The organism is Rubrivivax soli (assembly GCF_049810355.1).
Lineage (GTDB): Bacteria > Pseudomonadota > Gammaproteobacteria > Burkholderiales > Burkholderiaceae_C > Rubrivivax.
Map to the genome: position 1 here is coordinate 4,316,098 of NZ_CP187368.1, position 25,637 is coordinate 4,341,734.

General features: G+C 71.1%; 24 protein-coding genes. 21 read left to right on the plus strand and 3 right to left on the minus strand.

Annotated features, from left to right (window positions below; translation table 11 throughout):
- Positions 1 to 2 precede the first annotated feature (2 nt).
- The 16 genes from ACPOLB_RS19790 to ACPOLB_RS19865 all read left to right on the plus strand — a co-directional run bounded on the left by ACPOLB_RS19790 (position 3) and on the right by ACPOLB_RS19865 (position 18,868).
- Positions 3 to 1,514: a UDP-N-acetylmuramoyl-L-alanyl-D-glutamate--2,6-diaminopimelate ligase gene (locus ACPOLB_RS19790; RefSeq protein WP_425257748.1), complete on the plus strand. Its 1,512-nt coding sequence runs from the start codon at positions 3 to 5 to the stop codon at positions 1,512 to 1,514.
- Positions 1,508 to 2,887: a UDP-N-acetylmuramoyl-tripeptide--D-alanyl-D-alanine ligase gene (locus tag ACPOLB_RS19795; RefSeq protein ID WP_425257749.1), complete on the plus strand. Its 1,380-nt coding sequence runs from the start codon at positions 1,508 to 1,510 to the stop codon at positions 2,885 to 2,887. Before ACPOLB_RS19790 ends, ACPOLB_RS19795 begins: the two co-directional genes overlap by 7 nt.
- On the plus strand, positions 2,887 to 4,068 hold the full coding sequence (mraY, locus tag ACPOLB_RS19800; RefSeq protein ID WP_425257750.1) for a phospho-N-acetylmuramoyl-pentapeptide-transferase: 1,182 nt from the start codon (positions 2,887 to 2,889) through the stop codon (positions 4,066 to 4,068). Before ACPOLB_RS19795 ends, mraY begins: the two co-directional genes overlap by 1 nt.
- A complete protein-coding gene (murD, locus tag ACPOLB_RS19805; RefSeq protein WP_425257751.1) occupies positions 4,065 to 5,570 on the plus strand; it encodes a UDP-N-acetylmuramoyl-L-alanine--D-glutamate ligase in 1,506 nt (501 codons plus the stop codon). Before mraY ends, murD begins: the two co-directional genes overlap by 4 nt.
- Complete coding sequence (gene ftsW, locus ACPOLB_RS19810; protein ID WP_425257752.1) at positions 5,567 to 6,808, plus strand: putative lipid II flippase FtsW; 1,242 nt, start codon at positions 5,567 to 5,569, stop codon at positions 6,806 to 6,808. The genes murD and ftsW overlap by 4 nt, the downstream gene beginning before the upstream one ends.
- On the plus strand, positions 6,805 to 7,887 hold the full coding sequence (gene murG / locus ACPOLB_RS19815; protein ID WP_425257753.1) for an undecaprenyldiphospho-muramoylpentapeptide beta-N-acetylglucosaminyltransferase: 1,083 nt from the start codon (positions 6,805 to 6,807) through the stop codon (positions 7,885 to 7,887). Before ftsW ends, murG begins: the two co-directional genes overlap by 4 nt.
- A complete protein-coding gene (murC, locus tag ACPOLB_RS19820; RefSeq protein WP_425257754.1) occupies positions 7,884 to 9,302 on the plus strand; it encodes a UDP-N-acetylmuramate--L-alanine ligase in 1,419 nt (472 codons plus the stop codon). The genes murG and murC overlap by 4 nt, the downstream gene beginning before the upstream one ends.
- Positions 9,299 to 10,258 (plus strand): D-alanine--D-alanine ligase, encoded by a 960-nt coding sequence (locus ACPOLB_RS19825; protein ID WP_425257755.1) that lies wholly within the window; start codon positions 9,299 to 9,301, stop codon positions 10,256 to 10,258. The genes murC and ACPOLB_RS19825 overlap by 4 nt, the downstream gene beginning before the upstream one ends.
- Before the next feature lie 5 nt (positions 10,259 to 10,263).
- Positions 10,264 to 11,082, plus strand: a complete 819-nt coding sequence (locus tag ACPOLB_RS19830; protein WP_425257756.1) for a cell division protein FtsQ/DivIB — start codon at positions 10,264 to 10,266, stop codon at positions 11,080 to 11,082.
- Positions 11,083 to 11,252: 170 nt separating this feature from the next.
- Complete coding sequence (ftsA, locus tag ACPOLB_RS19835; protein ID WP_425257757.1) at positions 11,253 to 12,485, plus strand: cell division protein FtsA; 1,233 nt, start codon at positions 11,253 to 11,255, stop codon at positions 12,483 to 12,485.
- An 83-nt stretch (positions 12,486 to 12,568) separates the two neighbouring features.
- Positions 12,569 to 13,816, plus strand: coding sequence for a cell division protein FtsZ (gene ftsZ, locus ACPOLB_RS19840; RefSeq protein ID WP_425257758.1), 1,248 nt, complete (start codon positions 12,569 to 12,571; stop codon positions 13,814 to 13,816).
- Between the two features lie 744 nt (positions 13,817 to 14,560).
- Positions 14,561 to 15,745, plus strand: a complete 1,185-nt coding sequence (locus ACPOLB_RS19845; protein WP_425257759.1) for a lipase — start codon at positions 14,561 to 14,563, stop codon at positions 15,743 to 15,745.
- Positions 15,746 to 15,771: 26 nt separating this feature from the next.
- A complete protein-coding gene (locus ACPOLB_RS19850) occupies positions 15,772 to 16,413 on the plus strand; it encodes an OmpW/AlkL family protein (RefSeq protein ID WP_425257760.1) in 642 nt (213 codons plus the stop codon).
- A gap of 383 nt (positions 16,414 to 16,796) precedes the next feature.
- Entirely contained in the window at positions 16,797 to 17,258 is a 462-nt protein-coding gene (locus ACPOLB_RS19855) for an Rrf2 family transcriptional regulator (protein ID WP_425257761.1), read from the plus strand.
- On the plus strand, positions 17,248 to 18,132 hold the full coding sequence (locus ACPOLB_RS19860; protein ID WP_425257762.1) for an NAD(P)/FAD-dependent oxidoreductase: 885 nt from the start codon (positions 17,248 to 17,250) through the stop codon (positions 18,130 to 18,132). The genes ACPOLB_RS19855 and ACPOLB_RS19860 overlap by 11 nt, the downstream gene beginning before the upstream one ends.
- Positions 18,133 to 18,142: 10 nt before the next feature.
- Positions 18,143 to 18,868, plus strand: coding sequence for a class I SAM-dependent methyltransferase (locus ACPOLB_RS19865; RefSeq protein WP_425257763.1), 726 nt, complete (start codon positions 18,143 to 18,145; stop codon positions 18,866 to 18,868).
- 87 nt (positions 18,869 to 18,955) lie between these two features.
- Here the strand turns inward: ACPOLB_RS19865 and ACPOLB_RS19870 are convergent, their stop codons facing one another.
- Positions 18,956 to 19,498, minus strand: coding sequence for a fasciclin domain-containing protein (locus ACPOLB_RS19870; protein ID WP_425257764.1), 543 nt, complete (start codon positions 19,496 to 19,498; stop codon positions 18,956 to 18,958).
- 506 nt (positions 19,499 to 20,004) lie between these two features.
- On the opposite strand from ACPOLB_RS19870, the gene ACPOLB_RS19875 reads away from it, so the two are divergent.
- From ACPOLB_RS19875 to ACPOLB_RS19885, 3 genes are read left to right on the plus strand one after another with little or no spacing between them, the layout of a single operon-like run.
- The gene (locus ACPOLB_RS19875; RefSeq protein ID WP_425257765.1) at positions 20,005 to 20,811 is read left to right on the plus strand and encodes an SDR family oxidoreductase; all 807 of its coding nucleotides are present in this window, start codon (positions 20,005 to 20,007) and stop codon (positions 20,809 to 20,811) included.
- Positions 20,812 to 20,854: 43 nt separating this feature from the next.
- Entirely contained in the window at positions 20,855 to 21,415 is a 561-nt protein-coding gene (locus tag ACPOLB_RS19880) for a hypothetical protein (protein ID WP_425257766.1), read from the plus strand.
- Positions 21,412 to 22,275 (plus strand): alpha/beta fold hydrolase, encoded by an 864-nt coding sequence (locus ACPOLB_RS19885; protein WP_425257767.1) that lies wholly within the window; start codon positions 21,412 to 21,414, stop codon positions 22,273 to 22,275. The genes ACPOLB_RS19880 and ACPOLB_RS19885 overlap by 4 nt, the downstream gene beginning before the upstream one ends.
- On the opposite strand, the gene ACPOLB_RS19890 is transcribed toward ACPOLB_RS19885, so the two are convergent.
- Positions 22,272 to 22,484: a hypothetical protein gene (locus tag ACPOLB_RS19890; protein WP_425257768.1), complete on the minus strand. Its 213-nt coding sequence runs from the start codon at positions 22,482 to 22,484 to the stop codon at positions 22,272 to 22,274. The two genes, ACPOLB_RS19885 and ACPOLB_RS19890, sit on opposite strands and share 4 nt — an antisense overlap.
- Before the next feature lie 242 nt (positions 22,485 to 22,726).
- Positions 22,727 to 23,122, minus strand: a complete 396-nt coding sequence (truD, locus tag ACPOLB_RS19895) for a tRNA pseudouridine(13) synthase TruD (protein ID WP_425257769.1) — start codon at positions 23,120 to 23,122, stop codon at positions 22,727 to 22,729.
- A gap of 319 nt (positions 23,123 to 23,441) precedes the next feature.
- On the opposite strand from truD, the gene ACPOLB_RS19900 reads away from it, so the two are divergent.
- On the plus strand, positions 23,442 to 23,900 hold the full coding sequence (locus ACPOLB_RS19900) for a rhodanese-like domain-containing protein (protein ID WP_425257770.1): 459 nt from the start codon (positions 23,442 to 23,444) through the stop codon (positions 23,898 to 23,900).
- Between the two features lie 51 nt (positions 23,901 to 23,951).
- Entirely contained in the window at positions 23,952 to 25,508 is a 1,557-nt protein-coding gene (locus tag ACPOLB_RS19905) for a methyl-accepting chemotaxis protein (RefSeq protein ID WP_425257771.1), read from the plus strand.
- Positions 25,509 to 25,637: the final 129 nt, after the last annotated feature.

Consider the following 25,637-nt stretch of genomic DNA (forward strand, 5'->3'; position numbering starts at 1 on the left):
ACATGCCGCTGACACGACTGAGATCCCCCGAAGCCGCGGCGCGCTGGTTGTCGTCTTGGGTCACCGGCACGCTGCGCACCGACAGCCGCCTGGTGCAGGCCGGCGACGCCTTCATCGCCTGGCCGGGTTATGCCAACGACGGCCGGCGCTTCGTGCAGCAGGCGCTGGCCGCGGGTGCGTCCACGTGCCTGGTCGAGGCCGGCGGCATCGAGGCCTTCGGCTTCGAGGACGCCCGCATCGCCGCGCTGCCGGGGCTGAAGGCCGCCACCGGCGGCATCGCCCACGCCTACTTCGGCCAGCCCAGCGACGCCCTGCAGGTGGTGGCCACCACCGGCACCAACGGCAAGACCAGCACGGCGTGGTGGACGGCGCAGGCGCTGACGCTGCTGGACCGGCGCTGCGGGGTGATGGGCACGCTCGGGATCGGTGAACCGCCGCTGGCGGCGGCCGATGGCGCGGCAGCCTCCGGCACCGTCGTGCACACCGGCCTCACCACGCCGGACCCGGTGACGCTGCATGCCGCGTTCCGCCGCTTCGTCGACCAGGGATTTGCGGCGTGCGCGCTGGAGGCGTCGTCGATCGGCATCGTCGAGCACCGGCTGGACGCCGCGGCGATCGACGTCGCGCTGTTCACCAACTTCACGCGCGACCACCTCGACTACCACGGCGACATGGCAGCCTACTGGGCCGCCAAGCGCGCGCTGTTCGCCTGGCCGGGCCTGCGCGCCGCGGCCATCAACATCGACGACGAGCAGGGCGCGGCGCTGGCCGCCGAACTCAGCGGCCTGGACGTCTGGACCGTCTCGCTGCAGCGCGGCGCGCGGCTGCAGGCCACGCAGGTGCGCTACGTCGACGGCGGCCTCGCGTTCCAGCTCTTCGAGGACGGCGTCGTGGTGCCGGTGCGCAGCACGCTGATCGGCGACTACAACGTGCACAACCTGCTGGTGGTGCTGGCCGGCTTGCGCGCGCTGGGCGTGCCGCTGGCCGATGCCGCGGCCGTGGTGCCGCGGCTGACGCCGGTGCCCGGCCGCATGCAGCGCCTGGGCGCGGCCGCCGGTGCCGGGCCCGAGGTGGTGGTGGACTACGCCCACACGCCCGACGCGCTCGACAAGGTGCTGCAGGCGCTGCGCCCGCTGGCTGCGGCACGCGGCGGCCGGCTGTGGTGCGTGTTCGGCTGCGGCGGCAACCGCGACGCCACCAAGCGCCCGCTGATGGGTGCCATCGCCGAGCGCGGCGCCGACCACGTGGTGCTCACCAGCGACAACCCGCGCGACGAAGCACCCGACTTCATCCTGGCGCAGATCCTGGCCGGCGTGCCCGGCCACGACGAGGTGGACGTCATCGAGGACCGCCGCGCCGCGATCGCGCACGCGGTGCTGTCGGCCGCGCCGCAGGACGTGGTGCTGCTGGCCGGCAAGGGCCACGAGGACTACCAGGAAGTGCGCGGCCAGCGCCTGCCCTTCAGCGACGAGGCCGAGGCCCGCGCCGCGCTGCAGCGGAGGCCCGCATGCTGAGCCTGCAGCAAGCCCAGGCCCTGCTGCCCGGCGCCACGCTGGTGGGCCGCGGCGACATCGTCTTCGAGCGCGTGCACACCGACACGCGCACGCTGCGCGAGGGCGACCTGTTCGTGGCATTGCGCGGCGAGCGCTTCGACGCGCACGACTTCCTGCCGCAGGCGCGCGCCGCCGGCGCCGTGGCGGCGCTGGCCGAACACGGCCTGGGCGAGAGCACGCTGCCCGGCCTGCTGGTGCCGCAGACGTTGCAGGCGCTGCAGACGCTGGCGGCGCAGTGGCGCGCGCGCTGCACGCTGCCGCTGGTGGCGGTGACCGGCAGCAACGGCAAGACCACGGTGACGCAGATGGTCGCCAGCATCCTGCGCACCGCCTTCGGCGACGCGGCCTTCGCGACGCAGGGCAACCTGAACAACCACATCGGCGTGCCGTTGACGCTGCTGCGCCTGCGCGCGACGCACCGCGCCGGCGTCGTCGAGCTGGGCATGAACCACCCGGGCGAGATCGGCGAGCTCGCGGCCATCGCCCGCCCGACGATCGCGCTCGTCAACAACGCGCAGCGCGAGCACCAGGAATTCATGGCCACGGTCGAGGCCGTGGCGCGCGAGAACGGCAGCGCCATCGCTGCGCTGCCCGCGGACGGCACCGCGGTGTTCCCGGCCGACGACGCCTTCACGCCGCTGTGGCGCTCGCTGGCCGGCAGCCGCCGGGTGCTGACCTTCGCGCTGGACGCCACCGCCGGGGCTCCGGCCGACCTCACGGCCGACGCGCAGTGGCAGGGCACGCACTGGGCGCTGACGCTGCACACGCCGCAGGGCAGCACCGCCACGACGCTGCAGCTGGCCGGCCGCCACAACGTGAAGAACGCGCTGGCCGCCACCGCCTGCGCGCTGGCCGCGGGCGTGCCGCTGGACGCGGTGGCGCGTGGTCTTGCCGCCTTCGAGCCGGTGTCCGGCCGCTCGCAGGTGCAGCGCCTGCAGATCGGCGGCCGCGCCGTGACGCTGGTCAACGACACCTACAACGCCAACCCCGACTCGATGCTGGCCGCCATCGACGTGCTGGCCGCATTGCCCGGCCCGCGCTGGCTGGTGCTGGGCGAGATGGGCGAGGTCGGCGAGCGCGGCGCCGAGTTCCACGCCGAGGTCGGCGCCGCGGCGCGCGCGCGCGGCATCGAGACCGTGTGGACCGCGGGCACGCTGTCGGCACACGCGCTGGCCAAGCGCCACTTCGCCGATGCCGCCGCCGTCGTCGCCGCGCTGCACGAGGCGCCGGCCGCGGCCTCGGTCCTGGTGAAGGGCTCGCGGTTCATGAAGATGGAACAGGTCGTGCAGGCCCTGCAGTCGATGCAGGACCTGCCTGCCGGAGGGGCCGCCTGATGCTGCTCGCCCTGAGCCAGCTGCTGACGCAGCTCTACCCCGAGCAGCTGGGCTTCCTGCGCGTGTTCCAGTACCTCACGTTCCGTGCGGTGCTGGCGGCGATGACGTCGCTGCTGATCGGCCTGAGCTTCGGGCCGTGGGTGATCCGCAAGCTCACCGAACTGAAGATCGGCCAGCCGGTGCGCGAGTACGGCGTGCAGGCCCACCTGCAGAAGCGCGGCACGCCCACGATGGGCGGGGTGCTGGTGCTGATCGGCATCGGCGTCAGCACGCTGCTGTGGTTCGACTGGAGCAACCGCTTCGTCTGGATCGTGATGGTCGTGACCTTCGGCTTCGGCGCCATCGGCTGGGCCGACGACTGGCGCAAGGTCGTGAAGAAGGACCCCGAGGGCATGCGCTCGCGCGAGAAGTTCTTCTGGCAGAGCCTGATCGGCCTGGTGGCGGCGCTGTACTTGGCCTTCAGCGTGTCGGAGACGTCCAACCTGCGCGTGCTGGAACTCTTCGTGCGCTGGGTCACCAGCGGCTTCTCGAACGAGCTGCCGCCCAAGGCCGACCTGATGGTGCCGTTCTTCAAGACCGTGAGCTACCCGCTGGGCGTGTTCGGCTTCATCGCGCTCAGCTGGTTCGTCATCGTCGGCGCCAGCAACGCGGTGAACTTCACCGACGGCCTGGACGGCCTGGCCATCATGCCGGTGGTGATGGTGGGCAGCGCGCTGGGCATCTTCGCGTACATCACCGGCAACGCGGTGTTCAGCCGCTACCTGCTGTTCCCGCACATCCCGGGCTCGGGCGAACTGCTGGTGTTCTGCGCCGCGCTGGCCGGCGCGGGCCTGGCCTTCCTGTGGTTCAACGCCAATCCGGCGCAGGTGTTCATGGGCGACGTGGGCGCGCTGTCGCTCGGCGGCGCCTTGGGCACGGTGGCCGTCATCACGCGCCAGGAGATCGTGCTCGGGATCATGGGCGGCATCTTCGTCGCCGAGGCGCTGAGCGTGATGATCCAGGTGACTTGGTTCAAGTACACGAAGCGGAAGTACGGCGAAGGCCGGCGCGTCTTCCTGATGGCGCCCCTGCACCACCACTTCGAGAAGAAGGGCTGGACCGAGACCCAGGTCGTGGTGCGCTTCTGGATCATCACGATGCTGCTGTGCCTGGTCGGCCTGGCCAGCCTCAAGCTGCGATGAGCACCGTGCAGCACACCGTCCTCATCCTCGGCCTCGGCGACAGCGGCCTGGCGATGGCGCGCTGGTGCACGCAGCGCGGCTTTGCCGTGCGCGTGTGGGACTCGCGCCAGTCCCCGCCCGGCGCCGAGGCGCTGGCGGCCGACTGCCCGCAGGCCGAGCGCCTGAGTGGCGACCTCACGGCGGCCCAGCTCGAAGGCGTCGACCGCGTGCTGAAGAGCCCCGGCCTGTCGCCCTACGACCCACGCATCGCACCGCTGGTCCAGGAGGCACGTTTCCGCGAGCTGCCGGTGCAGGGCGAGCTCGACCTGTTCGTGCAGGCGCTGGCGGCGATCGACGGCTACGCGCCGCAGATCCTGGCCATCACCGGCACCAATGGCAAGACGACGACGACGGCGATGACCGCGCTGCTGGTCGAGCGCGCCGGCAGGACGGTGGCGGTGGCCGGGAACATCGGGCCCACGATGCTGGACACGCTGGCGGCCCGCAGCGACGACCTGCCGCAGGTGTGGGTGCTCGAACTCAGCAGCTTCCAGCTCGACGCCGTGCAGGGCTTCGAACCCGCCGCGGCCACGGTCCTGAACATCACGCAGGACCACCTCGACTGGCACGGCAGCATGGCTGCCTACAGCGCGGCCAAGGCACGCGTCTTCGGCAGCCGTGCGGTGATGGTGGTCAACCGCGACGACGCCGCCGTCGAGGCCATGGTGCCGGCCCCGGTGCCGGTGAAGGGCCGCGGCAGGCCGATCGAACGCGCCGTGCTGCGCTTCGGCCTGGACGCACCGCGCCGGCCCGGCGACTTCGGCCTCGTCACCGAGAACGGCATGGCCTGGCTGGTGCGCGCGCTGCCGGCCGACGAGACCGTGAAGCCGAAGAAGGGCGAGGAAGCCGAGATCCACCTGCAGCGCCTGATGCCGGCCGACGCGCTGCGCGTGCGCGGCCGCCACAACGCCGCCAACGCGCTGGCCGCGCTGGCGCTGGCCACCGCCATCGACTGCCCGCTGGCGCCCATGCTGCATGCGCTGCGCGAGTACGCCGGCGAGCCGCACCGCGTCGAATGGATCGGCACCGTCAACGAGGTCGAGGCCTTCGACGACAGCAAGGGCACCAACGTCGGCGCCACCGTCGCGGCGCTGGAAGGCCTGGGTGCCGACAAGGCACCGGCAAAGCTGGTCGTCATCCTGGGCGGCGACGGCAAGGGGCAGGACTTCACGCCGCTGGCGGCCCCCGTGCAGCGCTTCGCGCGCGCGGTGGCCACCATCGGCCGCGACGCCGAAGCCATCGAGGCTGCCATCGCCCCGGCCACCGCCGGCCTGCCGCTGCAGCGCCACGCCACGCTGGAAGCGGCCGTGGCCTGGTGCTTCACGCAGGCCGCACCCGGCGACGCCGTGCTGCTGAGCCCGGCCTGCGCCAGCCTCGACATGTTCCGCAACTACGCCCACCGCGCCGAGGTCTTCGTCGCCGCGGTGCAGGCGCTGGCGCACGAGCGGGGGCAGGTCGCATGAACGTCGCGGCCACGCTCAGGAACTGGTTCGCCTTCGGCCGCCAGGCCGCGGGCGCACTGCCCGTGCGCGACCGCATCGACGTCGCCGGCGCCCGCCCGGCGCGGTTGCTGGCCTTCGACCAGGCGCTGCTGGCGGTGGTGTGCACGCTGCTCGCGCTGGGCCTGGTGATGGTGTATTCGGCTTCGGTCGCGCTGCCCGACAACCCGAAGTTCGCGAGCTACGCGCCCACGTTCTTCCTCCAGCGCCACCTGCTGGCGCTGGGCATCGGCTTCGTCGTCGCGCTGGCCGTCGTGCAGGTGCCGATGGCGTTCTGGGAGAAACACGCGCCGCTGGTCTTCGTCATCGCGCTGGTGCTGCTGGTGGCGGTGCTGCTGCCCTTCATCGGCAAGGTGGTGAACAACGCGCGCCGCTGGATCCCGCTGGGCATCATGAACTTCCAGCCCAGCGAGCTGGCCAAGCTGGCCATCGCGATGTACGCCGCCAGCTACATGGTGCGCAAGATGGACGTGAAGGAGAACTTCTTCCGGGCCGTCTGGCCGATGGCGGTCGCCGTGTTCTTCGTCGGCGTGCTGCTGCTGCGCCAGCCCGACATGGGCGCCTTCATCGTGATCGCGACCATCGCGATGGGCATCCTGTTCCTGGGCGGCGTCAACGGCCGCATGTTCTTCCTGATCGCGGCCGTGGTGGTGGCGGCGTTCGCCACCATCATCGCCTTCGACGACCTGCGCCGCGCGCGCATCCTGGCCTACCTGGACCCGTGGAACCCGGCCTACGCGCAGGGCAAGGCCTACCAGCTCACGCATTCGCTGATCGCCTTCGGCCGCGGCGAGTTCTTCGGCCAGGGCCTGGGATCCAGCGTCGAGAAGCTGCACTACCTGCCCGAGGCGCACACCGACTTCCTGCTGGCGGTGATCGGCGAGGAACTCGGTTTCGTCGGCGTCGCCGCGGTCATCGTGCTGTTCTTCTGGATGACCCGCCGCATCTTCCTGATCGGCCGCCAGGCGGTGGCGCTGGACCGCGTGTTCGCGGGCCTGATGGTGCAGGGCATCGGCATCTGGATGGGCGCGCAGGCCTTCATCAACATGGGCGTGAACCTGGGCGTGCTGCCGACCAAGGGCCTGACGCTGCCGCTGATGAGCTACGGCGGCTCGGCCATCCTGATGAACCTGGTGGCGATGGCGCTGGTGTTGCGGGTGGACATTGAAAGCCGCGCGATGATGCGAGGGGGGGCAGGATGAGCCACCTCGTGATCATGGCCGCGGGCACCGGCGGGCACGTGATGCCGGGCCTGGCGGTGGCGCGCGAACTGCAGCGCCGCGGCTGGAGCGTCAGCTGGCTGGGCACGCGCACCGGCATGGAGAACAAGCTCGTGCCGCCCGAAGCGAACTCGGGCATCGCGATGGACCAGATCGCCTTCAGCGGCCTGCGCGGCAAGAACCTCGCCGAGACGGCGCTCGGCGGCCTGCGGCTGCTGAAGGCCTTCTGGGACTGCATCGGCATCCTGCGCCGCCGCGGCGCCGATGCCGTGCTGGGCATGGGCGGCTACGTGTGCTTCCCGGGCGGCCTGATGGCCAGCCTGCTGAACAAGCCGCTGGTGCTGGTGAACGCCGATGCCGCGCTGCTGCTGAGCAACAAGGCGCTGCTGCCGGTGGCCGACCGCGTGGCCTTCGGCTTCGACGGCCCGGCCGCGCGCGCTGCGAAGCAGGGCGTGGTCACCGGCAACCCGGTGCGCGCCGAGATCGAAGCCCTGCCCGAACCCGCGGTGCGCTACGCCGGCCGCAGCGGCCCGCTGCGCCTGCTGGTGGTGGGCGGCAGCCTGGGTGCGCAGGTGCTGAACGAGACGCTGCCCGCCGCACTGGCACTGCTGCCGGCCGGGCAGCGCCCGCAGGTCACGCACCAGACCGGCAGCGCGATGGAAGGCAGCGTGCGCGCGGCCTACGCCGCCGCCGGCATCGATGCCGAGGTGCTGCCCTTCATCGAGGACATGCCACGCCGGCTGGCCGATTGCGACCTGATGGTCTGCCGCGCCGGTGCCATCACCGTCAGCGAACTGTGTGCCGCCGGCGTGCCGGCGCTGCTGGTGCCGCTGATCGTGCGCACCACCAGCCACCAGCGCGACAACGCCGAACTGCTGGCGGCGCACGGCGCGGCCCTGCACCTGCCGCAGGCGGGGCTGAGCGCGCAGGCGCTGTCCGACGCGCTGCGCGGCCTCACGCGCGCGCAGCTGCTCACCATGGCCAACAAGGCCCGCGCCCTGGCCCGGCCACAAGCCGCGGCCCGGGTGGCCGACCTGATCGAAGGTCTGATGCAACGATGAAACACGCCGTCAAGCACATCCACTTCGTCGGCATCGGTGGTGCCGGCATGAGCGGCATCGCCGAGATCCTGCACAACCTGGGCTACCGCGTCAGCGGTTCCGACCAGAGTGACGGCGCCGTCACGCAGCGCCTGGCGGCGCTCGGCGTGCGCGTGGCCATCGGCCACGCCGCCGAGAACATCGCCGGCGCCGACGCCGTGGTCACGTCCACCGCGGTGAAGGGCGACAACCCCGAGGTCATCGCCGCACGCGCGCGCCGCGTACCGCTGGTGCCGCGCGCGGTGATGCTGGCCGAGCTGATGCGGCTGAAGCAGGGCATCGCGATCGCCGGCACGCACGGCAAGACCACCACCACCTCGCTGGTGGCCAGCGTGCTCAACGAAGCCGGGCTCGACCCCACGTTCGTGATCGGCGGCAAGCTGCTGGCGGCCGGAGCCAATTCGCGCCTGGGGTCGGGCGAGTACATCGTGGTCGAGGCCGACGAGAGCGACGCCTCGTTCCTGAACCTGATGCCGGTGATGGCGGTGGTGACCAACATCGACGCCGACCACATGGAGACCTACGGCCACGACCTGAGCAAGCTGCGCGGGGCCTTCGTCGACTTCGTGCACCGCATGCCGTTCTACGGCGCCGCCATCCTGTGCGGCGACGACCCGGGCGTGAAGGCCATCATGCCGATGCTGTCGCGGCCCATCGTCAGCTACGGCACCTCCGAAGACGCGATGGTGCGCGCGGTGGACGTGGTGGCGCTGCCCGGCGGGCAGATGCGCTTCACGGTGCAGCGGCGCAACGGCGTGCAGATGCCCGACCTGGCCGTCACGCTGAACCTGCCCGGCCAGCACAACGTGCTGAACGCGCTGGCGGCCATCGCCGTGGCGATGGAGCTGGAGCTGCCCGACGTGCCCACCGTGCGTGCGCTGGCCGGCTTCACCGGCGTCGGCCGGCGCTTCCAGCGCTACGGCGAGCTGCCCGCCAGCGCCAGCCACGGCGGGGGCCGCTTCACGCTGATCGACGACTACGGCCACCACCCCGCCGAGATGGCCGCGGTGCTGGCCGCCGCGCGCGGTGCCTTCCCGGGCCGGCGCCTGGTGCTGGCCTTCCAGCCGCACCGCTACACCCGCACGCGCGACTGCTTCGAGGACTTCGTGAAGGTCATGGGCCGCGCCGACGCGGTGCTGCTGACCGAGGTGTATTCCGCCGGCGAGAGCCCCATCGTCGCCGCCGACAGCCGCGCACTCGCCCACGCGCTGCGCGTGGCCGGCAAGGTGGACCCGGTGTTCGTCGACGACGTGGCCGAGCTGCCGCAGGCCATCGCCGACTTCGCGCGTGACGGCGACGTCGTCATCGCGATGGGCGCCGGCTCGATGGGCAGCGTGCCGCAGAAGGTGGTCGACCTGGTGGGAGGTGCCGCATGAACGGGGCCGATCTGGGCAAGGTCGCGGTGCTGATGGGCGGCAGCAGCGCCGAGCGCGAGGTGTCGCTGATGTCGGGCGCCGGCGTGCTGCGTGCGCTGCAGTCGCAGGGCGTGGACGCGCACGCCTTCGACCCCGCCGAACGCGACCTGGCCGACCTGAAGCGCGAAGGCTATGCACGCGTGTTCATCGCGCTGCACGGCCGCCATGGCGAAGACGGCACGGTGCAGGGCGCGCTGGAACTGCTGGGCATTCCCTACACCGGCAGCGGCGTGATGGCCAGCGCGGTGGCGATGGACAAGGTCATGAGCAAGCGCATCTTCGTCGCCGAAGGGCTGCCGACGCCGCGCTGGCAGGTGCTGGCCGCCGGCACGCACACGCGCGAGGCGGTGGTGGCGGTGCCCGACGCGCTGGGCCTGCCACTGATCGTGAAACCGCCGCACGAGGGCTCGTCGATCGGCATCACCAAGGTCGCCGGCTATTCACAGATGCAGCAGGCGGTGGCGCTGGCGGCGCAGCACGACCCCGACGTGCTGTGCGAGGAGTTCATCGAGGGCCTGGAAGTCACCTGTGCCGTGCTGGGCAGCGGCGCCTCGGCGCGCGCGCTGCCGGTGATCCGCATCGAGGCCCCCGACGGCAACTACGACTACGAGCACAAGTACTTCAGCGACGACACGGGCTACCGCTGCCCGAGCGGCCTGCCGTCCGCCGAGGAAGCCGAGGTGCAGCGGCTGACGCTGGCCGCCTACCGCGCGCTCGGCTGCCGCGGCTGGGGCCGCGCCGACCTGATGATCCGCGCCAGCGACCGCAAGCCCTTCCTGCTGGAGATGAACACCAGCCCCGGCATGACCGGCCACTCGCTGGTGCCGATGGCCGCACGCGCCGCCGGCATCAGCTACGAGCAGCTGTGCCTGCAGCTGGTGGCCGCGGCCACGCTCGACGGCACCCGCCCCGCCTGAACACGATGGCCCGCAACGCCGCCCCCACGCGCACCATGCCGCCGGCCTGGCCGCTGGACGTGCGCCTGATGAACGGCGTCGCGGTGGGCGTGTTCGCGCTGGCGGCGCTGGCGCTGGCGGCGGCTGCGGTGGCGTGGCTGAGCCGGGCGCCGCTGTTCACGCTGCGTGCCGTGCAGCTCGACGGCGACCTCACGCGCAACAGCGTGGGCACCGTGCGCGCCAACGCGCTGCCGCTGCTGCGCGGCAACTTCTTCAGCATCGACCTGCAGCAGGCGCGCGCCGCCTTCCAGACCGTGCCCTGGGTGCGCCAGGCGGTGGTGCGCCGCGTGTGGCCGAACCGGCTCGCCGTGCGCCTGGAAGAACACCAGGCCGCTGCGCTGTGGCAGGGCCCGGGCGAGGCCGGCAGCGGCGGCGAACGCCTCGTGAACAGCCACGGCGAGATCTTCGAGGCCAACCTGGGCGACGTCGAGGACGAGGCCTTGCCGCAGTTCAGCGGCCCCGACGACAGCGCGGCGCAGATGCTGGCGCTGTACCGGCGGCTGCAGCCGGCGCTGGCGCCGCTGGCGCTGGAGATCGCGGCGCTGCACCTGTCGGGCCGCGGTTCCTGGCGCGTGGAACTCGACAACGGCGCCAGCGTCGAGCTGGGCCGCGGCAGCGCCGACGAGGTGCTGGCGCGCACCGACCGCTTCGTGCGCACCGTCGGCCAGGTGACGGGCCGCTACCAGCAACCCCTGGTCTACGCCGACCTGCGCCACACCGACGGCTATGCGGTGCGGCTGCGCGGCGTCACCACCACGGCACCCGCCGTGAAGACGAACAACTGAGAAGCTGTGAACAAACCCGCCACGCCCGCTCATCCCGCCCAACGCGCCTGGCTCGTCGTTGCAAGTGCGCGCCGTAGCCCGAGCTACGGCTGTGCTTTGCGCCTAGATCCAGGCGCGCCGGGCAGTCTGCTCGGACGCGCCGGGTTCATTCACAGCTTCTGAGGCAACACATGGCCAAGGAATACAAGGACCTGGTCTTCGGCCTGGACATCGGCACCGCCAAGGTCATGGTGGTGGCGGCCGAGGTCATGCCCGACGGCGACCTGCGCGTGGCCGGCCTGGGCGTGGCCAGCACGCACGGCCTCAAGCGCGGCGTGGTGGTGAACATCGACGCCACGGTGCAGAGCATCCAGCAGGCGCTGAAGGAGGCCGAGATGATGGCCGCCTGCAAGATCACCAGCGTCTACACCGGCATCACCGGCAGCCACATCCGCGGCCAGAACAGCACCGGCATGGTCATCGTGCGCGACAACCGCGAGGTGACGCCGGTCGACGTGAACCGCGTGGTCGAGACCGCCAAGGCCATCAACATCCCCAACGACCAGCGGCTGCTGCTGGTGGAGCCGCAGGAGTTCGTGATCGACGGTCACGAGGTCAAGGAGCCCATCGGCATGAGCGGCAGCCGGCTCGAGGTGAAGGTGCACATCGTCACCGGCGCGCAGAGTGCGGCCGAGAACATCCTGAAGTGCGTGCGCCGCTGCGGGCTGGAGGTGGAGCGCCTGGTGCTGAACCCGAGCGCCAGCGCCGCGGCCGTGCTGACCGACGACGAGAAGAGCCTGGGCGTGTGCGTGGTCGACATCGGCGCCGGCACCACCGACGTGCAGATCTACACCGACGGCAGCGTGCGCCACACCGCCGTGATCCCGATCGCCGGCGACCTGATCACCAGCGACATCGCGATGGCGCTGCGCACGCCGACCAAGGACGCCGAGGAGATCAAGGTCGAGTACGGCGTCGCCAAGCAGCTGCTGGCCGACCCGGGCGAACAGGTGGAAGTGCCGGGTCTCGGCGACCGCGCGCCGCGCATGCTGAGCCGCCAGGCGCTGGCCGGCGTGATCGAGCCGCGCGTGGAGGAGATCTTCAGCCTGGTGCACCAGGTCATCCGCGACAGCGGCTACGAGGAGCTGCTGTCCAGCGGCATCGTCATCACCGGCGGCTCGAGCGTCATGCCGGGCATGGTGGAGCTGGGCGAGGACATCTTCCTCAAGCCCGTGCGGCGCGGCCTGCCGCTGTACGGCGGGCCGCTGGGCGACATGGTGGCGAACCCGCGTTCGGCCACCGTCATGGGGTTGTTGGAGGAAGCCCGGCTGGCACGCCAGCGGGGCCACAAGGCGGCGGCGCAGGCGGGGTCGGTGACGACGCTGCTGGGCCGCGCGAAGGACTGGTTCCTGGGAAATTTCTGAAGAGGGGTCCAGCCCCCGACATGGTCGACAACGTTCTCTGTTCTTGGTTTGGCAACTGCACACACACTCGCTAGGAGGCTCACATGCCCATCGAAATGATCGAAGAATTTGACCAGGGCACGCAGATCAAGGTGATCGGCGTGGGCGGCGGCGGCGGCAACGCCGTCGAGCACATGATCGCCCAGGGCGTCCAGGGCGTGGACTTCATCTGCGCCAACACCGACGCGCAGGCGCTCAACCGCAGCGCCGCGAGCACGCTGGTGCAGCTGGGCGCCACCGGCCTGGGCGCGGGCAGCAAGCCCGAGGTGGGCCGCAACGCCGCCGAAGAGGCGGTGTCGCGCATCCAGGACGCGATCTCGGGCGCGCACATGCTGTTCATCACTGCCGGCATGGGCGGCGGCACCGGCACCGGCGCGGCACCGGTGATCGCGCGCGTGGCCAAGGAGATGGGCATCCTGACCGTGGGCGTGGTGACCAAGCCCTTCGACTTCGAGGGCAAGCGCCGCGGCAAGCAGGCCGACGACGGCGTGGCCGAGCTCGAAGCCAACGTCGACAGCCTGATCGTCGTGCTCAACGAGAAGCTGCTGGAGGTGATGGGCGACGACGTGACGCAGGAGCAGGCCTTCGCGCACGCCAACGACGTGCTGAAGAACGCGGTGGGCGGCATCAGCGACATCATCCACATCCCCGGCCTGGTGAACGTCGACTTCGAAGACGTGAAGACGGTGATGAGCGAGCCCGGCAAGGCGATGATGGGCACGGCCGTGGCCGGCGGCCCCGACCGCGCGACGAAGGCGGCCGACGCAGCCGTGGCCTGCCCGCTGCTGGAAGGCATCGACCTCAGCGGCGCGCGTGGCGTGCTGGTGCTGATCGCGGCGAGCAAGGGCACGTTCAAGCTGGCCGAGAGCCGCAACGCGATGAACACCATCCGCCGCTACGCGGCCGACGACGCGCACGTGATCTTCGGCACCGCGTACGACGAGAGCCTGGGCGACCAGCTGCGCGTGACGGTGATCGCCACCGGCCTGAGCTCGGCCGCGCGCAAGGCCGAGCAGCGCCCGCCGGTGGCGCCGCCGCTGGCCGTGGTGCCGCCGCCGATGGCGCAGCCCGTGCTGCGCACCGGCACCGACAACCTGCCGATCCTGACCCAGCCCGCCACCGTGGGCCAGGGCACGCCGGCGGCGGCCACCACGCACGACTACACGGGCATGAACACGCCCAGCGTGTGGCGCAGCGCGCGCAGCCAGGCCGCGGCGAAGGTCGACGCGCTGGCCAGCAACGGCATGGACGAGATCGAGATCCCGGCGTTCCTGCGCAAGCAGGCGGATTGAGCGGGCGCGGCCCGGCGGGCCGACGTATTGAACAAGGGGCGCTTTGGCGCCCCTTGTTCTCTTTGGCGAGAACAAGTCCGCCATCCCAGCCGTCTGACGACATCCAAGCCAGCTGGCTGAAAGTGGAAGCAGACTGATCTGAGACCGCTACGGCAGCAGCAGCCCGCGGCAGCCGGCGCGGACAACGGACCACCGCGGCGACCGTAGAGGTCCGGCGCGACCGGCCGTTCTCGCTCCATGCGACTGGTTCAGTTCCACCCATGCCCGCCCGTCGGGCCTCTCCAAAGCTGCCCGACCCGCGGTCAGGACCTTGTCGGGTGTCGCGTCGACGTAGCAGCCGTTCGACGCCACCGGGACCCGGACGAAACCGGACGATCACCAGTGCTCGCTCCAGGGTGGACAGCCGCAGCAAGATGGGCAGCAGCGGCAGATCGGAGCAACTGCGCCGACCCTCTTCAAGGAGCCGCCAAGGCAAGGGCGTTGCCACGCCGGAACCGCCGGCGGAGCGTCGGCGCGACGCACCCGCACCGCGAGCACCAGACGCGGCCAGATCTCGTTGCTGCTCGCAACCGGACTCCGTCGCCACCGACCAGTGCGTGTCGCGGGTCCCCGCCTTCTGCCACCGGCATGGAGGATTCGGCGACTGAAATGAGTGCGCTCATTGCGTCAGCGTGCCTCGCAGGCACAGTCGTCTGGGCGACCGGAATGACCGGCCGCGGCTCGGTGACCGGCGAAGGAGGTGCTATGAGGCTCATGAAGGCGTGGCAGCTGTCGCTCCTGACGGCGGTGTGGCTGACAGCCTGCGGCGGCGGTGACCCGAACGTGCCAGGCAGCGGCTCGCCGCGTGGTGCCCCCACGTCCAAAGGCGAGTTCACGTCCGTGGTGTCCTTCGGCGACAGCCTGAGCGACGTTGGCACGTACACGCCCGCGACGGTGATCCCGGAGACCAGTCCGCCCGTGTACCTGGGGGGCAAGTTCACGACCAACTTCCCGACCTCTACCGGAACGAGCACGGTCTGGGTCGAGAACGTGGCCGGCGCGCTGGGGCTGATGATCACGCCGGCAGAGGTAGGGTTCGCTGGCCAGTCGGTGAAGTGCCCGATTGCCGCCCAGGTCCCGGCGCTTGCCCACACCTGCACCGGCTACGCGCAAGGCGGTTCGCGAATCACCGATCCGGTCGGGTACAACCACGCCGGCGGTCTGCTGACGGTGCCGGTGAAGACGCAGATTGCCAACCATCTGGCCGGCTTCGGCAGCTTCAAGGCCAGCGACCTGATCCTGATCTCGGCCGGGTTCAATGAGGTCTTCGTGGTTTTCGAAGGCCAGTACGTTCCGGCCGTGCTCGCGGCGCAAGCCAAGTTGCGGGCGGGAACCATCACGGAAGACCAGTTCAAGGCGCTGGTGTTCGACGCCCAGACGCAGGCGCAATCGGCGATGAAGACCGCCGCGCTGGAACTGGCAGACCTGATTCGCAACGAGATCCTGGCCAAAGGCGGCAAGTACGTCGCCGTCACCGACCTGCTGGACATGTCCCTCACGCCGGAGGCTGCCGCGTTGCCGGAGGCCCTGCGCCCGATGCTCAAGACCTTGCCCGAAACCTTCGAGCTCTGGCTGCGCGAGGGACTGGCCGGGCAGGCCGTGCAGGTGCTGCATGCGCATGCGTTCTTCCACAACGTGATCAAGGATCCGTCGGCGTACGGGTTCGTCAACGTCACGACGCCTGCCTGCGATGCCGCCAGGATGCCTGCCAGTGCCAGGGGGTCGGCGCTGTTCTGCAATGCGACGCCGCTGGCGCCTTACAACGCACTGGCAGACGGTGCCGATGTGAACACCTGGTTCTTCGCCGACCTGAACCACCCCACCACCGGCGGGCACAAGGCCTTCAGCGACGCAGTGCTTGCCCAACTCAGGTCCTTCGGGTGGATCTGAACCCGTCGCCCTCCGGGAGTCATCGAATGAACACCGCACCTCTTTGGCCCGCCGTGGGTCTGGCCGGGCTCATCGCCGCCGGTTGTGCATCGGCGCAGGACAACATGTTCAAGATCGGCGCGGCACGGTACACCACCCATTCGCGCACCGATGGCATCACCGGTGTGGGGGTCCCCGCAGGGGCCGACGCCGAGACCGGCGACGCGACCACGCTGCTCCTGACCTACGAGCGCATGTTCACGCCGAGCATCGGGGCCGAGCTTGCGCTGGGCGTGCCGCCCAGGATCGAGGCCAAGGCGACGGGGTCGGTCGCGTTCCTGGGCGACGACATCCTGTCGGCCAGGAACGTCTCGCCGACGCTCTTCGTCAATTACCACTTCGGAGCGCGAGGCGACGGCTTGCGGCCGTACCTCGGTGCGGGCCTCAACTACACGCGCTTCACCGGCATCCGATCGAGGCTGGCGCCCGACGTGCGCATGGGCGACTCCACGGGCTGGGCCGTGCAGGCCGGCTTCGACTATGCCCTGGACACCCAGTGGGGCCTGTTTGCGAGCGTGGCCGCGCTCCGTGTCAAGAGCAAGTTGGTGGCTTCAGGCAGCACGGTGCTGCAGACCACGATCGATTTCCGGCCGGTGGTCTATTCGTTCGGAGCCGCATACCGGTTCTGAGCCGGCGGTGGTCGACCTGTCCCGGTCACGCGGTGTCCCGCGGGAACGGCATCGCGTCCTGTTGCGCATCTGCTTCGTCGTCGTGGTCCGCATCCTGGTGGGCTGCGAGACGGTCCCCACGCCCGTGGACGAGAACGGCGAGCCGGTGCTCGGGACTGTCGCGTCCAGCGGGTACTTCGAGGACGGTTGCGCCTGCGCCTCGAGCCTGCCGCCCGGGAAGTCTGCAGCCATTGCGAGCGTCTCCCGGGGATGGGCTCGGAGTACATCGCGTGCTTCCCCCGGCGTTCCTGCGCAAGCTGGCGGATGGCGCCCGGCGTCGGCCTCTCGTCCATGGCCCTGCGACAGGCGCGACGCGATCGGCTTCATGCAACTACAATAGTTGCATGAAACGAGATTCCCGCCTCTCCGGTGTCCTGCACTGCCTGCTGCACCTGGCCGAGCTCGACCGGCCGGCCACGTCCGAGTGGCTCGCCCAGGTCATGCAGACCAACCCCGTGGTGATCCGCCGCCTGATGGCGGGCCTGCGCGACACGGGCTTCGTGGCCTCGGCCAAGGGGCACGGCGGCGGCTGGGTGCTCTCCTGTTCTCTGGAGCACATCACGCTGCGTGACATCCACGAGGCGGTCGGCGCGCCGGAACTGCTCGCCGTCGGGCACCGCGAAGACAGCCCGGGCTGCCTGGTGGAGCAGGCCGTCAACGCGGCCCTGGAGCACGCGTACCGCGACGCCAGGGAGCTGCTGCTGGCGCGCCTGGGCGCGGTGACGCTGGCCACGCTGTCGCGCGACTTTCACCACCGGCTCGCGGCAGCGGGCCGATCGCTCCAGCAGGTGTCGCATGAACTTTGACGTTGCCATCGTGGGCGGCAGCTTCGCCGGCCTGTCGGCGGCCTTGCAGCTCGCCCTTGCGCGCCGGCGCGTGGCCGTGTTCGACACCGGCAGACGTCGCAACCGCTTCGCCGCCCGCTCCCATGGATTCCTGGCGCAGGACGGTCGCCCGCCCGGCGACATCGTGGCCGATGCGCGCGCGCAGCTGCAGGCCTACGGCACCGTGCAATGGTTCGACGAGGCGGTGAGCGCCATCGACGGCCGCGTCGACGACTTCGCACTGCACGCAGGTCCCGCGCGCCCGCGAGCGCGCCGCGTCATCCTGGCCATGGTCGTGACCGACGGGCTGCCCGACATTCCCGGTCTGGCCGAGCGCTGGGGCCGCAGCGTGTTCCACTGCCCCTACTGCCACGGCTACGAGCTGCAGCAGGGCCGGATCGGTCTCATCGCCACCGGCCCGGTGGCCATGCACCAGGCGCTGCTGCTGCCGGACTGGGGCAGCGTCACCTTGTTCCTGCAGGGCGCGCTGGACCTGAGCGCGGACGATGCCCGCCGGCTGGCCGCACGCGGCGTCACGCTCGAGGCCACCCGCATCGCCGCCATCACCGACGAGGCGCGAGTGCTGCTGGCCGACGGACGCAGCATCGCATGCGCCGGCCTGTTCACCGCCCCGCGCACCGCGCCGGCCTCGCCGCTGGCTGCGCAACTGGGCTGCGAGCACGAGGTCGGCCTGCTGGGCCCGTTCGTCAGGACCGACACGATGAAGGCGACCTCGGTGCCGGGCGTGTTTGCCTGCGGCGACCTGGCACGGCCGATGGGCACGGTCGCACTGGCCGTGGCCGACGGCGCGCTGGCCGGCACCGCGGTACACGCCTCGCTCGTTGCCATGCCCTGAGGAGCCCACCGTGCCCGACCATCGGGTGCACTTCGCCGATCCGGCCGCTGTCGCGTCCTACGCCGCAAGTGCGGTGCGCCAGGTGCCGGGTTTGTCCGATCTGCACCGCATGACCGCGCTGCTGCTTGCCGAGCACGCGCCCACGTCGGCGCAGGTGCTCGTGGTGGGTGCCGGTGGAGGGCTGGAGCTCGCGGCCATGGCTGCGGCGCAGCCCGGCTGGCACTTCACCGGCGTGGACCCGGCGTCCGCCATGCTGGAGGTGGCGCGCGCCGCCACGGCAGCGCACGCGCAGCGTGTGCACCTCGTGACGGGAACGGTGGACCAGGCGCCCGAAGGGCCGTTCGACGGTGCCACCTGCCTGCTCACGCTGCACTTCATGGACCGTGTCGAGCGCCTGCATGTGCTGCAGGCGATGCACCGACGCCTGCGGCCGGGGGCGCGGTTGGTGGTGGCCCACCACGCTCCGCCCGGCCCCGACGCGGCGCGCTGGATGGCGCGCTCGGCCGCCTACGCACAAGGCGTTCTGGCGGACCCGGCGCGCGCTGCCACGGCCGGCCGGTCGATGACCGAGCGCCTGCCGCTGTTGACACCCGCCGACGACGAGGACCTGCTGCGCGCGGCAGGCTTCGAGGACGTGGCGCTGTTCTACGCCGCGTTCTCGTTCCGCGGCTGGGTCGCGACCTCCCGGCAGTCGTCCGCCCGGCCGCCTTCGTCGCTGGGCGGCACCGTGGCCTGACGTTGGCAGCCACGCATCGGGGCCGCGCTCGCACGAGCCGGCTCCGGCTGGGGGCGCGCTGCCGCGCCCCCGCACCGGCTCACCGGATCACCGGAACTGCGGCAGCAGCACGCTGTCGACGATCCAGACCGTGCCGTTGGTGGTGCGCACGGCGGTGCAGTCGGCCACCGACTGGTTGACCGCCGGGCCGGTGCCACGGCTGTAGCCGGCGAACAAGGTCTGCCCCTGCAGCGTCGTCAGCTTGCGGGTGACGGGGTGGCGCGGATCGACCTTGCCGGGCACGACGTGGTAGGTCAGCACCGCGGTCAGCGTCGCCGTGTCGCCGCCGATGGCGCCCAGGACTCCGGCCGGAATCTTCGCGAACGCATCGTTGGTCGGTGCGAACACCGTCAGGTCCCCCGGGGCGCTGAGTGCGTCTGCCAGGCCGGCGGCCACGACCAGGCTCGTCAGCGTCGACAACGCTGGCGTTGCGACCGCGGCGTCGACGATGGTGCCGGGGAAGTCCACCGCCTGGGTCGCACGGCATTGGGCGAAGGACGGCGCTGCGAGCGCGCTCAGGGGCGCCGACAGTGCGGCAGTCACGAGGGCGAGGGCCAACGAGTGACGGGAGAGGGACGAGGACGTGGTCATGTGGGTTCTCCTGGGCACGATGCGCCGCATGGGGCGCGACATTGGTGGAGTGGCAGACACAGGCCGGCGGCAAGGGGCGACGCCGGCGGGCGCAATGTATACCGAGACGTACAAAACAAAAACCGTATGGTTCATGTTGCTACTGCATCGCCCAGACCACCCTGTGTCGGGAGTCCTCCGCAGGCTGCTGCCAGGCCACGCAGGACCACTCGGGCATGCGCACACCCAGCGCGTGGCGCACTGGCCCGGGGCGCGGCTGCCCAGTGCGCGCGGCGGCGAACTCCACTACACTCCCGCCCCGGGTGCTGAGGGGCGCCCGCCCGCACAAGAGGCTCTCACCCTCCGACACACCCCCAGGTTCGTCCTGACAGTCGTCCGTTTCGTTGGCCAAGCGCGGGATTGGCCTGCAACGAAACCTGGAGCCTGTCATGGCCTGTTCCCCCCGTTCTTCCGCTTTCTCGTCCCGCTCGTCCGATGCGTCGTCCGCTGTTCATCGGACGCTGGCCGTGGTCACCGGCGCAGCCTCCGGCATCGGCGCGGCATTGACCACGGCACTCGTCGAGCGCGGTCTCGACGTGGTGGCGATCGATCGCCACACCGCCGACATCGACCCGCGCGCCGACCGCTTCGCCGTCGACGTGCGCGACGAGGCCGCGATGGCCGCGGTGGCCGAGCGCTTCGCCGGCCGCGCGGCCGCGATGGTCTTTGCCAACGCCGGCATCGGCGGCATCGGCGGCGATGCGCCCGACCTGCCCGACGCGGCCTGGCAGTGGGCCTGGGAGGTCAACACCCTCGGTGTGCTGCGCACGCTGCGCCTGTGGTGGCCGCACCTGTGTGCCGGGCGCGGCCAGGCCGTGGCGACGCTCTCGGCCGCGGCGTTGCAGAGCTTCCCCGGCGCCGGGCCCTACCGCGCCAGCAAGGCGGCGCTGCTCGCGGCGCTCGAAGGGCTGCACTACCGGGCGCAGGCCCACGGCGTCTCGGTGCACGCGATGTGCCCGGGCCTCGTGCGCACGCAGATCGTCGACGTCGGCCGCTACGACGAGGCAGCGCACCCGACGCCCGGCGCTGCGCTGGCAGGCAACCCGTTTGCAGCCCACCTGGCCGAGGCAATGCAGCACGCGGAGCCGGCCGCGCAGTTCGCGCAGCGGGTGCTGCGCGAACTCGAGGCGGGCGCGCCGTTCTACTGGCTCACGCACGGCGAGACACGCGACTGGATCGAGGCGCGCCACCACGCGATCGAGCAGGGCCACCCGCCGTTCAGCGACTTCGCCGGCACCGGCCCCCGCGTGCGCCGCACCGTGGAGGCCGCATGATGGCCAGCGCCCGATGCGCGCCGCCCGTGGCGGAGCCCGTGCGATGACCCGCCTGCTGCAGGAACTGAAGACGCGCGCGCGGCTGCGCCTGAACGCGCATCGACGCGCCGCGCTGGCCGCCGGCAACCCTGGCGCGGCCGACGACCCGCGGCTGCGCGACTGCCTGCACGCGGTGTCGCGCGAGGCCGGGTTCGCGCACTGGGAGCATGCGCGCCACGTGCTCGGCGGGCAGGCCGGCGCGGGCGACGACCAGGGCACCTTCTGGTACGCCCCGGGCTGCGCCGGGTTGTTGACGCCCTGGTTCGCGCGCCACGACGAGGCGCGCCAGGCGATGCAGCAGGGCAGCCCCGGCGTGGTGCTGCCCTACCGGCGCCAGTTCGTGCTGGCCGGTCCCGACTTCCTGGCGGAACTCGGCCTCGACGCCGACAGTTCGCTGTGGGCCGACGCCGGCTTCGACCTCGTGCGCAGCGCGGGGTCGTCGACCTGGGAGGCGCTGGCCTGGCAGCGCCTGCGTGCAATCGGCGCCAGCCTGCCTGGACAGGCCGCACCGCGGCCTGCGCCGTCCACCACCGCCGTGCCCGCCCGGCGCGGAAGTCCACGATGACCACACCCACCCCGAACGACGTTGCTCCCGGCCATCCCCCGCTCGACTGGCACGCGCTGGGCGCGGGGCCGCCGATCGTCCTGGTGCATGGCGCGCTGGCCGATCGACGGCTGTGGGACCGCCACCTGCCGCGCCTGGCCGCCGCCGGCCTGCGCGCGATCGCCGTGACGCTGCCTCACCACGGCCCGCAGCCCGACGCCGGCGATGCGCGGCCGTTCGGCCTGCGCGCGCACACCGATGCGCTGGCTGCGTTCATCGACACGCGCGCGGCCGGTCCCGTGCACCTGGTGGCGTGGTCGTACGCCGCACACGCGGCGCTGACGCTGGCGTTCGAGCGCCCGGCGCTGCTGCGCAGCGTCTTCGTCTACGAGCCGGGCATGCCGACCTTCCTGCAGACACCGCAGGACCAGCAGGCCTTTGCCGAGGACGTGCAGGCGCTGTTCGGGCCCGTCGCCGCGGCCGTGGCCGGCGGCGACCTCGAGACCGCCCTGGTGCACCTGATCGACGGCTCAGCGAGCCGGCCCGGCCACTTCGCGGCGCAGGCCGCGGCGACGCGGCAGATCGAGCGCGACAACGTGCACACCCTGCCGCTGCTGCTGCAGCAGACCCCGCCACCGCCGCTGACGGCCGCCGACCTGGCCGCCATCACGGTGCGCACCTGCGTCGCGGCCGGCGAACGCACGCGGCCCGCCTACGGCGTCGTGTCGCGCGCCGCGCAGGCAGCGCTGCCTGCGCATGCGGTGACGGTGCCGGGCGCGGGCCACATGTGGCCCGACGAGGATCCCGACGCCTTCTGCGACGCCGTGCTGGCCTTCGTCGCCGGTGGCCGTCCGCACGTCGGCGAGCGGCGATCCGGCTAGGGCTGCCCGACGCCGCCGTGCCCGGCAAGCAGCGAGAACGCGAGCACCAGTCGATCGGCTTGCGGCCATTCCCATGCCATGTCGGCCGGGCGCGCCACCAGGGCGCGGCGTTCCTGGTCCAGACCGGCGTGCTCCATGCCGTCGCACAAGGTGGCGTGACGTGCAGCCCCTGCGTTTTCCAGGGCCTGCGCTTGCTCGGTCGCCGCCACGCGGCCCCGCCCCGGAGCGGTCCGGTGGGCCCGCCCGCCGCGTCCATCACGTCGCCAGGCAAGGTCTTGCCCCAGAGTCCCTGCTGAATGCGTGGCGCCAGCGCTTCATTGAAGACGAAGGAGCGCAGCGCCGACAGGTAGATGCCCTTCATCTTCGGGTTGCGCACGCGGATCTCGCGCGCCAGCATGGCCCGTCCCTGCATCACGTTGCCGCCGTCCGGGCCAAAACGCTGGGCGCCGAACTAGTTGGGCACGCCCTGCGACGCAACGGCCTGGAGATTGGCCTCGACGGCGTCGCGGTCGCCGGTCAGGTCGCGCAGCACGGTGCGGAACCGGTTGCCCTGCAGATCGCCGGGACGCAGCTTCTTCACGTGGCGGCTCTGGCCCAGGACGCTGAACTCGGGGTGCTGCGGCCGCGTCAGGTCGGGTGTCTCGCCCTTCGGCAGATGGGCGCCGAACCACTGGCGGGTGACGGCGTGGCGGTCCTTGAGGCCGGCGTAGCCCACGTCCCGTTCCTGCACGCCGGCAGTCTCGGCCAACTGCTGGGCGATGAAGGCGGTGCTGGCGCCGTTCATTTCGACGTCCAGCCGGAGGTGTTCGCCCATACCGCAGCGTGGCAGCAGCGGCAGCTCGGTCACGAGGAAATCCTCGTTCAGGAGTTTCAGGGGGCGCTGGCGCCGCTGGGCGGATGGGCGCCGGGCCACTGCGGCAAGGTCGAGCAGGGAGCGTCGGTCATGCGGGGTCTGGCAGCGTCTGCCGTCGATGCGGACACGCTGTCCGGCCGACCATGGGCACTCGGAACGTGACTCTCCGGCCAGCCCTCCGCGCGACGCAGTTTCCGGCATTCCAGCACACAGCGGTTCCGTTGCGGTTCAAAGCCGTCGCGGCCAGGTCGATAAGCACGAAGCCGAAGCTCAAGCAGAGCCTCTGGAAGAGCTCCAACCCGAAGGAATGATCATGTCGATTCGTCAAGTACTCGCCGGCCTCATGGCTGCCGCAACGCTGGCACTGGCGCCGATGGCTGCGCAAGCCCAGAAGATCATGACCCCCGAAACGCTCACGGGCGTGAAGCTCGTGACGGCCGAGCAGACGCAGGCGGCGATGGCCCGCGGCGCGGTGGCCTTCGACGTCCGCGTGGCTGCAGAGTGCACCGAAAAGACCATCAAGGGTGCGGTCTGCCACACCTACCGCGAGAAGAGCGCCAAGGCGGCCGATTTCGACAAGTCGCAGGACCAGTTCGACCTCGCCAAGCTCCCCGCCGACAAGAACGCCGCGGTGATCTTCTTCTGCAACAGCGGTGACTGCTGGCGCAGCTACAAGGCAGCGGTGGTCGCCCGCGACGCCGGCTTCAAGAACATCCACTGGTTCCGAGGCGGCATGCCCGAGTGGACGACCAAGAGCCTGCCGACCCAGTGAGCGGCGGGCCCGCCGCGCGGCCGCCCACCGACTCCAACCACGAGACCTGCAATGAAACTCGCGTTCAGTCTGAAGGCCCGCCTAGCGGGCCTGGCGTTGGTCACCGTCGTCGGTGCCTCGACGCTGGCTGGCTTCAACGTCTACTCCTCGCACAGCAACTCCCAGGCGCTGTCCGAGCTCTATGAGCAGAACGTACGCGGTCTGGTGGAACTGCAGAAGGTGGACTCGCAGCTGCGGGAAGTGCGCTTCCGCGTCGCTGGCGTACTGCTCGACGTGATGCCGGTACCGGGTTCGCTGAACCACCTGCGCGAGAGCCGGCCGTCGATCGAGGCCTCCTGGAAATCTTTCCTCGAGGTTGTTGACCCGTCCGTCGGGACCGAGCAGGCAGAGCTGCTGAAGGCGCTGAACGAGGGCCAGGCGGACATGGCCAAGGTGCTGGGCAAGATCGAGACGGCTTACAGCTCGGGCGACAAGGCGGCGTTGACCGACGTGCTCGAAGGCGACTGGGCGCTGCTGCACAAGCGGTTCATCAAGCCCTTGCAGCAACTGGTGCCTCTGAAGGAGGCCGAAGCGCGGACACGTTTCGAAGCCACCAATGCCGCGAATCGTCAGCTGGCAATGGCCACGCTGTCGATGGCGTTGCTGGTCGTGGGGTCGACGCTGGTCGTGGCCTGGCGCGTTGTTCGCTCGGTGACGCAGCCTCTTGCCAGCCTGGGCGATTCCGTTCGCGCCATTGCCAGCGGTGACCTCAGCCGCGACGTGCGCGTCGGCAGCAGCGACGAGATCGGCCAGCTCGCTGCGGGCGTGCGCGACATGCAAGGCGCACTGCGCCAGCTCGTCGGCGATGTGCAACAAAGCGCGGAGTCGGTGCGATTGGCCAGCGGCGAAATCGCCCAGGGCAACCTGCAGTTGTCCGAGCGCACGGAACAGCAGGCCAGCAACCTGCAGCAGACTGCCGCGTCGATGGAGCACATGGCGTCGACCGTGAAGCACAGCGCCGTCAGCTCGCAGCAGGCCAACCAGCTGGCGGCCTCCGCATGCACGGTGGCCAGCCGCGGTGGCGAGATCGTTGACCGCGTCGTCGGCACGATGGGCGAGATCCAGGCCAGCAGCCAACGGATCGCCGAGATCATCGGCACCATCGACGGCATCGCCTTCCAGACCAACATCCTGGCGCTGAACGCCGCTGTCGAGGCAGCGCGTGCCGGTGAGCAGGGACGCGGCTTTGCCGTCGTCGCCGCAGAGGTGCGCAGTCTGGCCCAACGCAGTGCGCAGGCGGCGCGCGAGATCAAGGCGCTGATTGGCGCCTCGGTCGAAAGGATCGAGGCGGGTGGCGCGCTCGTCGGCGATGCCGGCCGCACGATGCAAGACATCGTCGTTCAAGTGAAGCGAGTCACCGACCTCGTCGCCGAGATCAGCGCTTCCAGCCAGGAACAGAGCCAGGGAATCGATCAGGTCTACGGGGCTGTCGGCGAGCTCGACCGGGCAACCCAGAGCAACGCAGCGCTCGTCGAACAGAGCGCGGCGGCAGCGCAGAGCCTGCGCGAGCAGGCCGATGCGCTCGCCCGCACGGTCTCGGCCTTCAATCTCCGCGGACGAACAGCCTGAGCGACCGCACGGTGGCTGGCAGGGCAGGTTCCTGGCTGGAGTGAGCCAGCAAGGCCGCAAGTCGTGCCCTGCGCCGGTCGGATCGAACGCAGCTCCGGCGCGCGCGCAGCGCCTCGACTTCCCGACTGC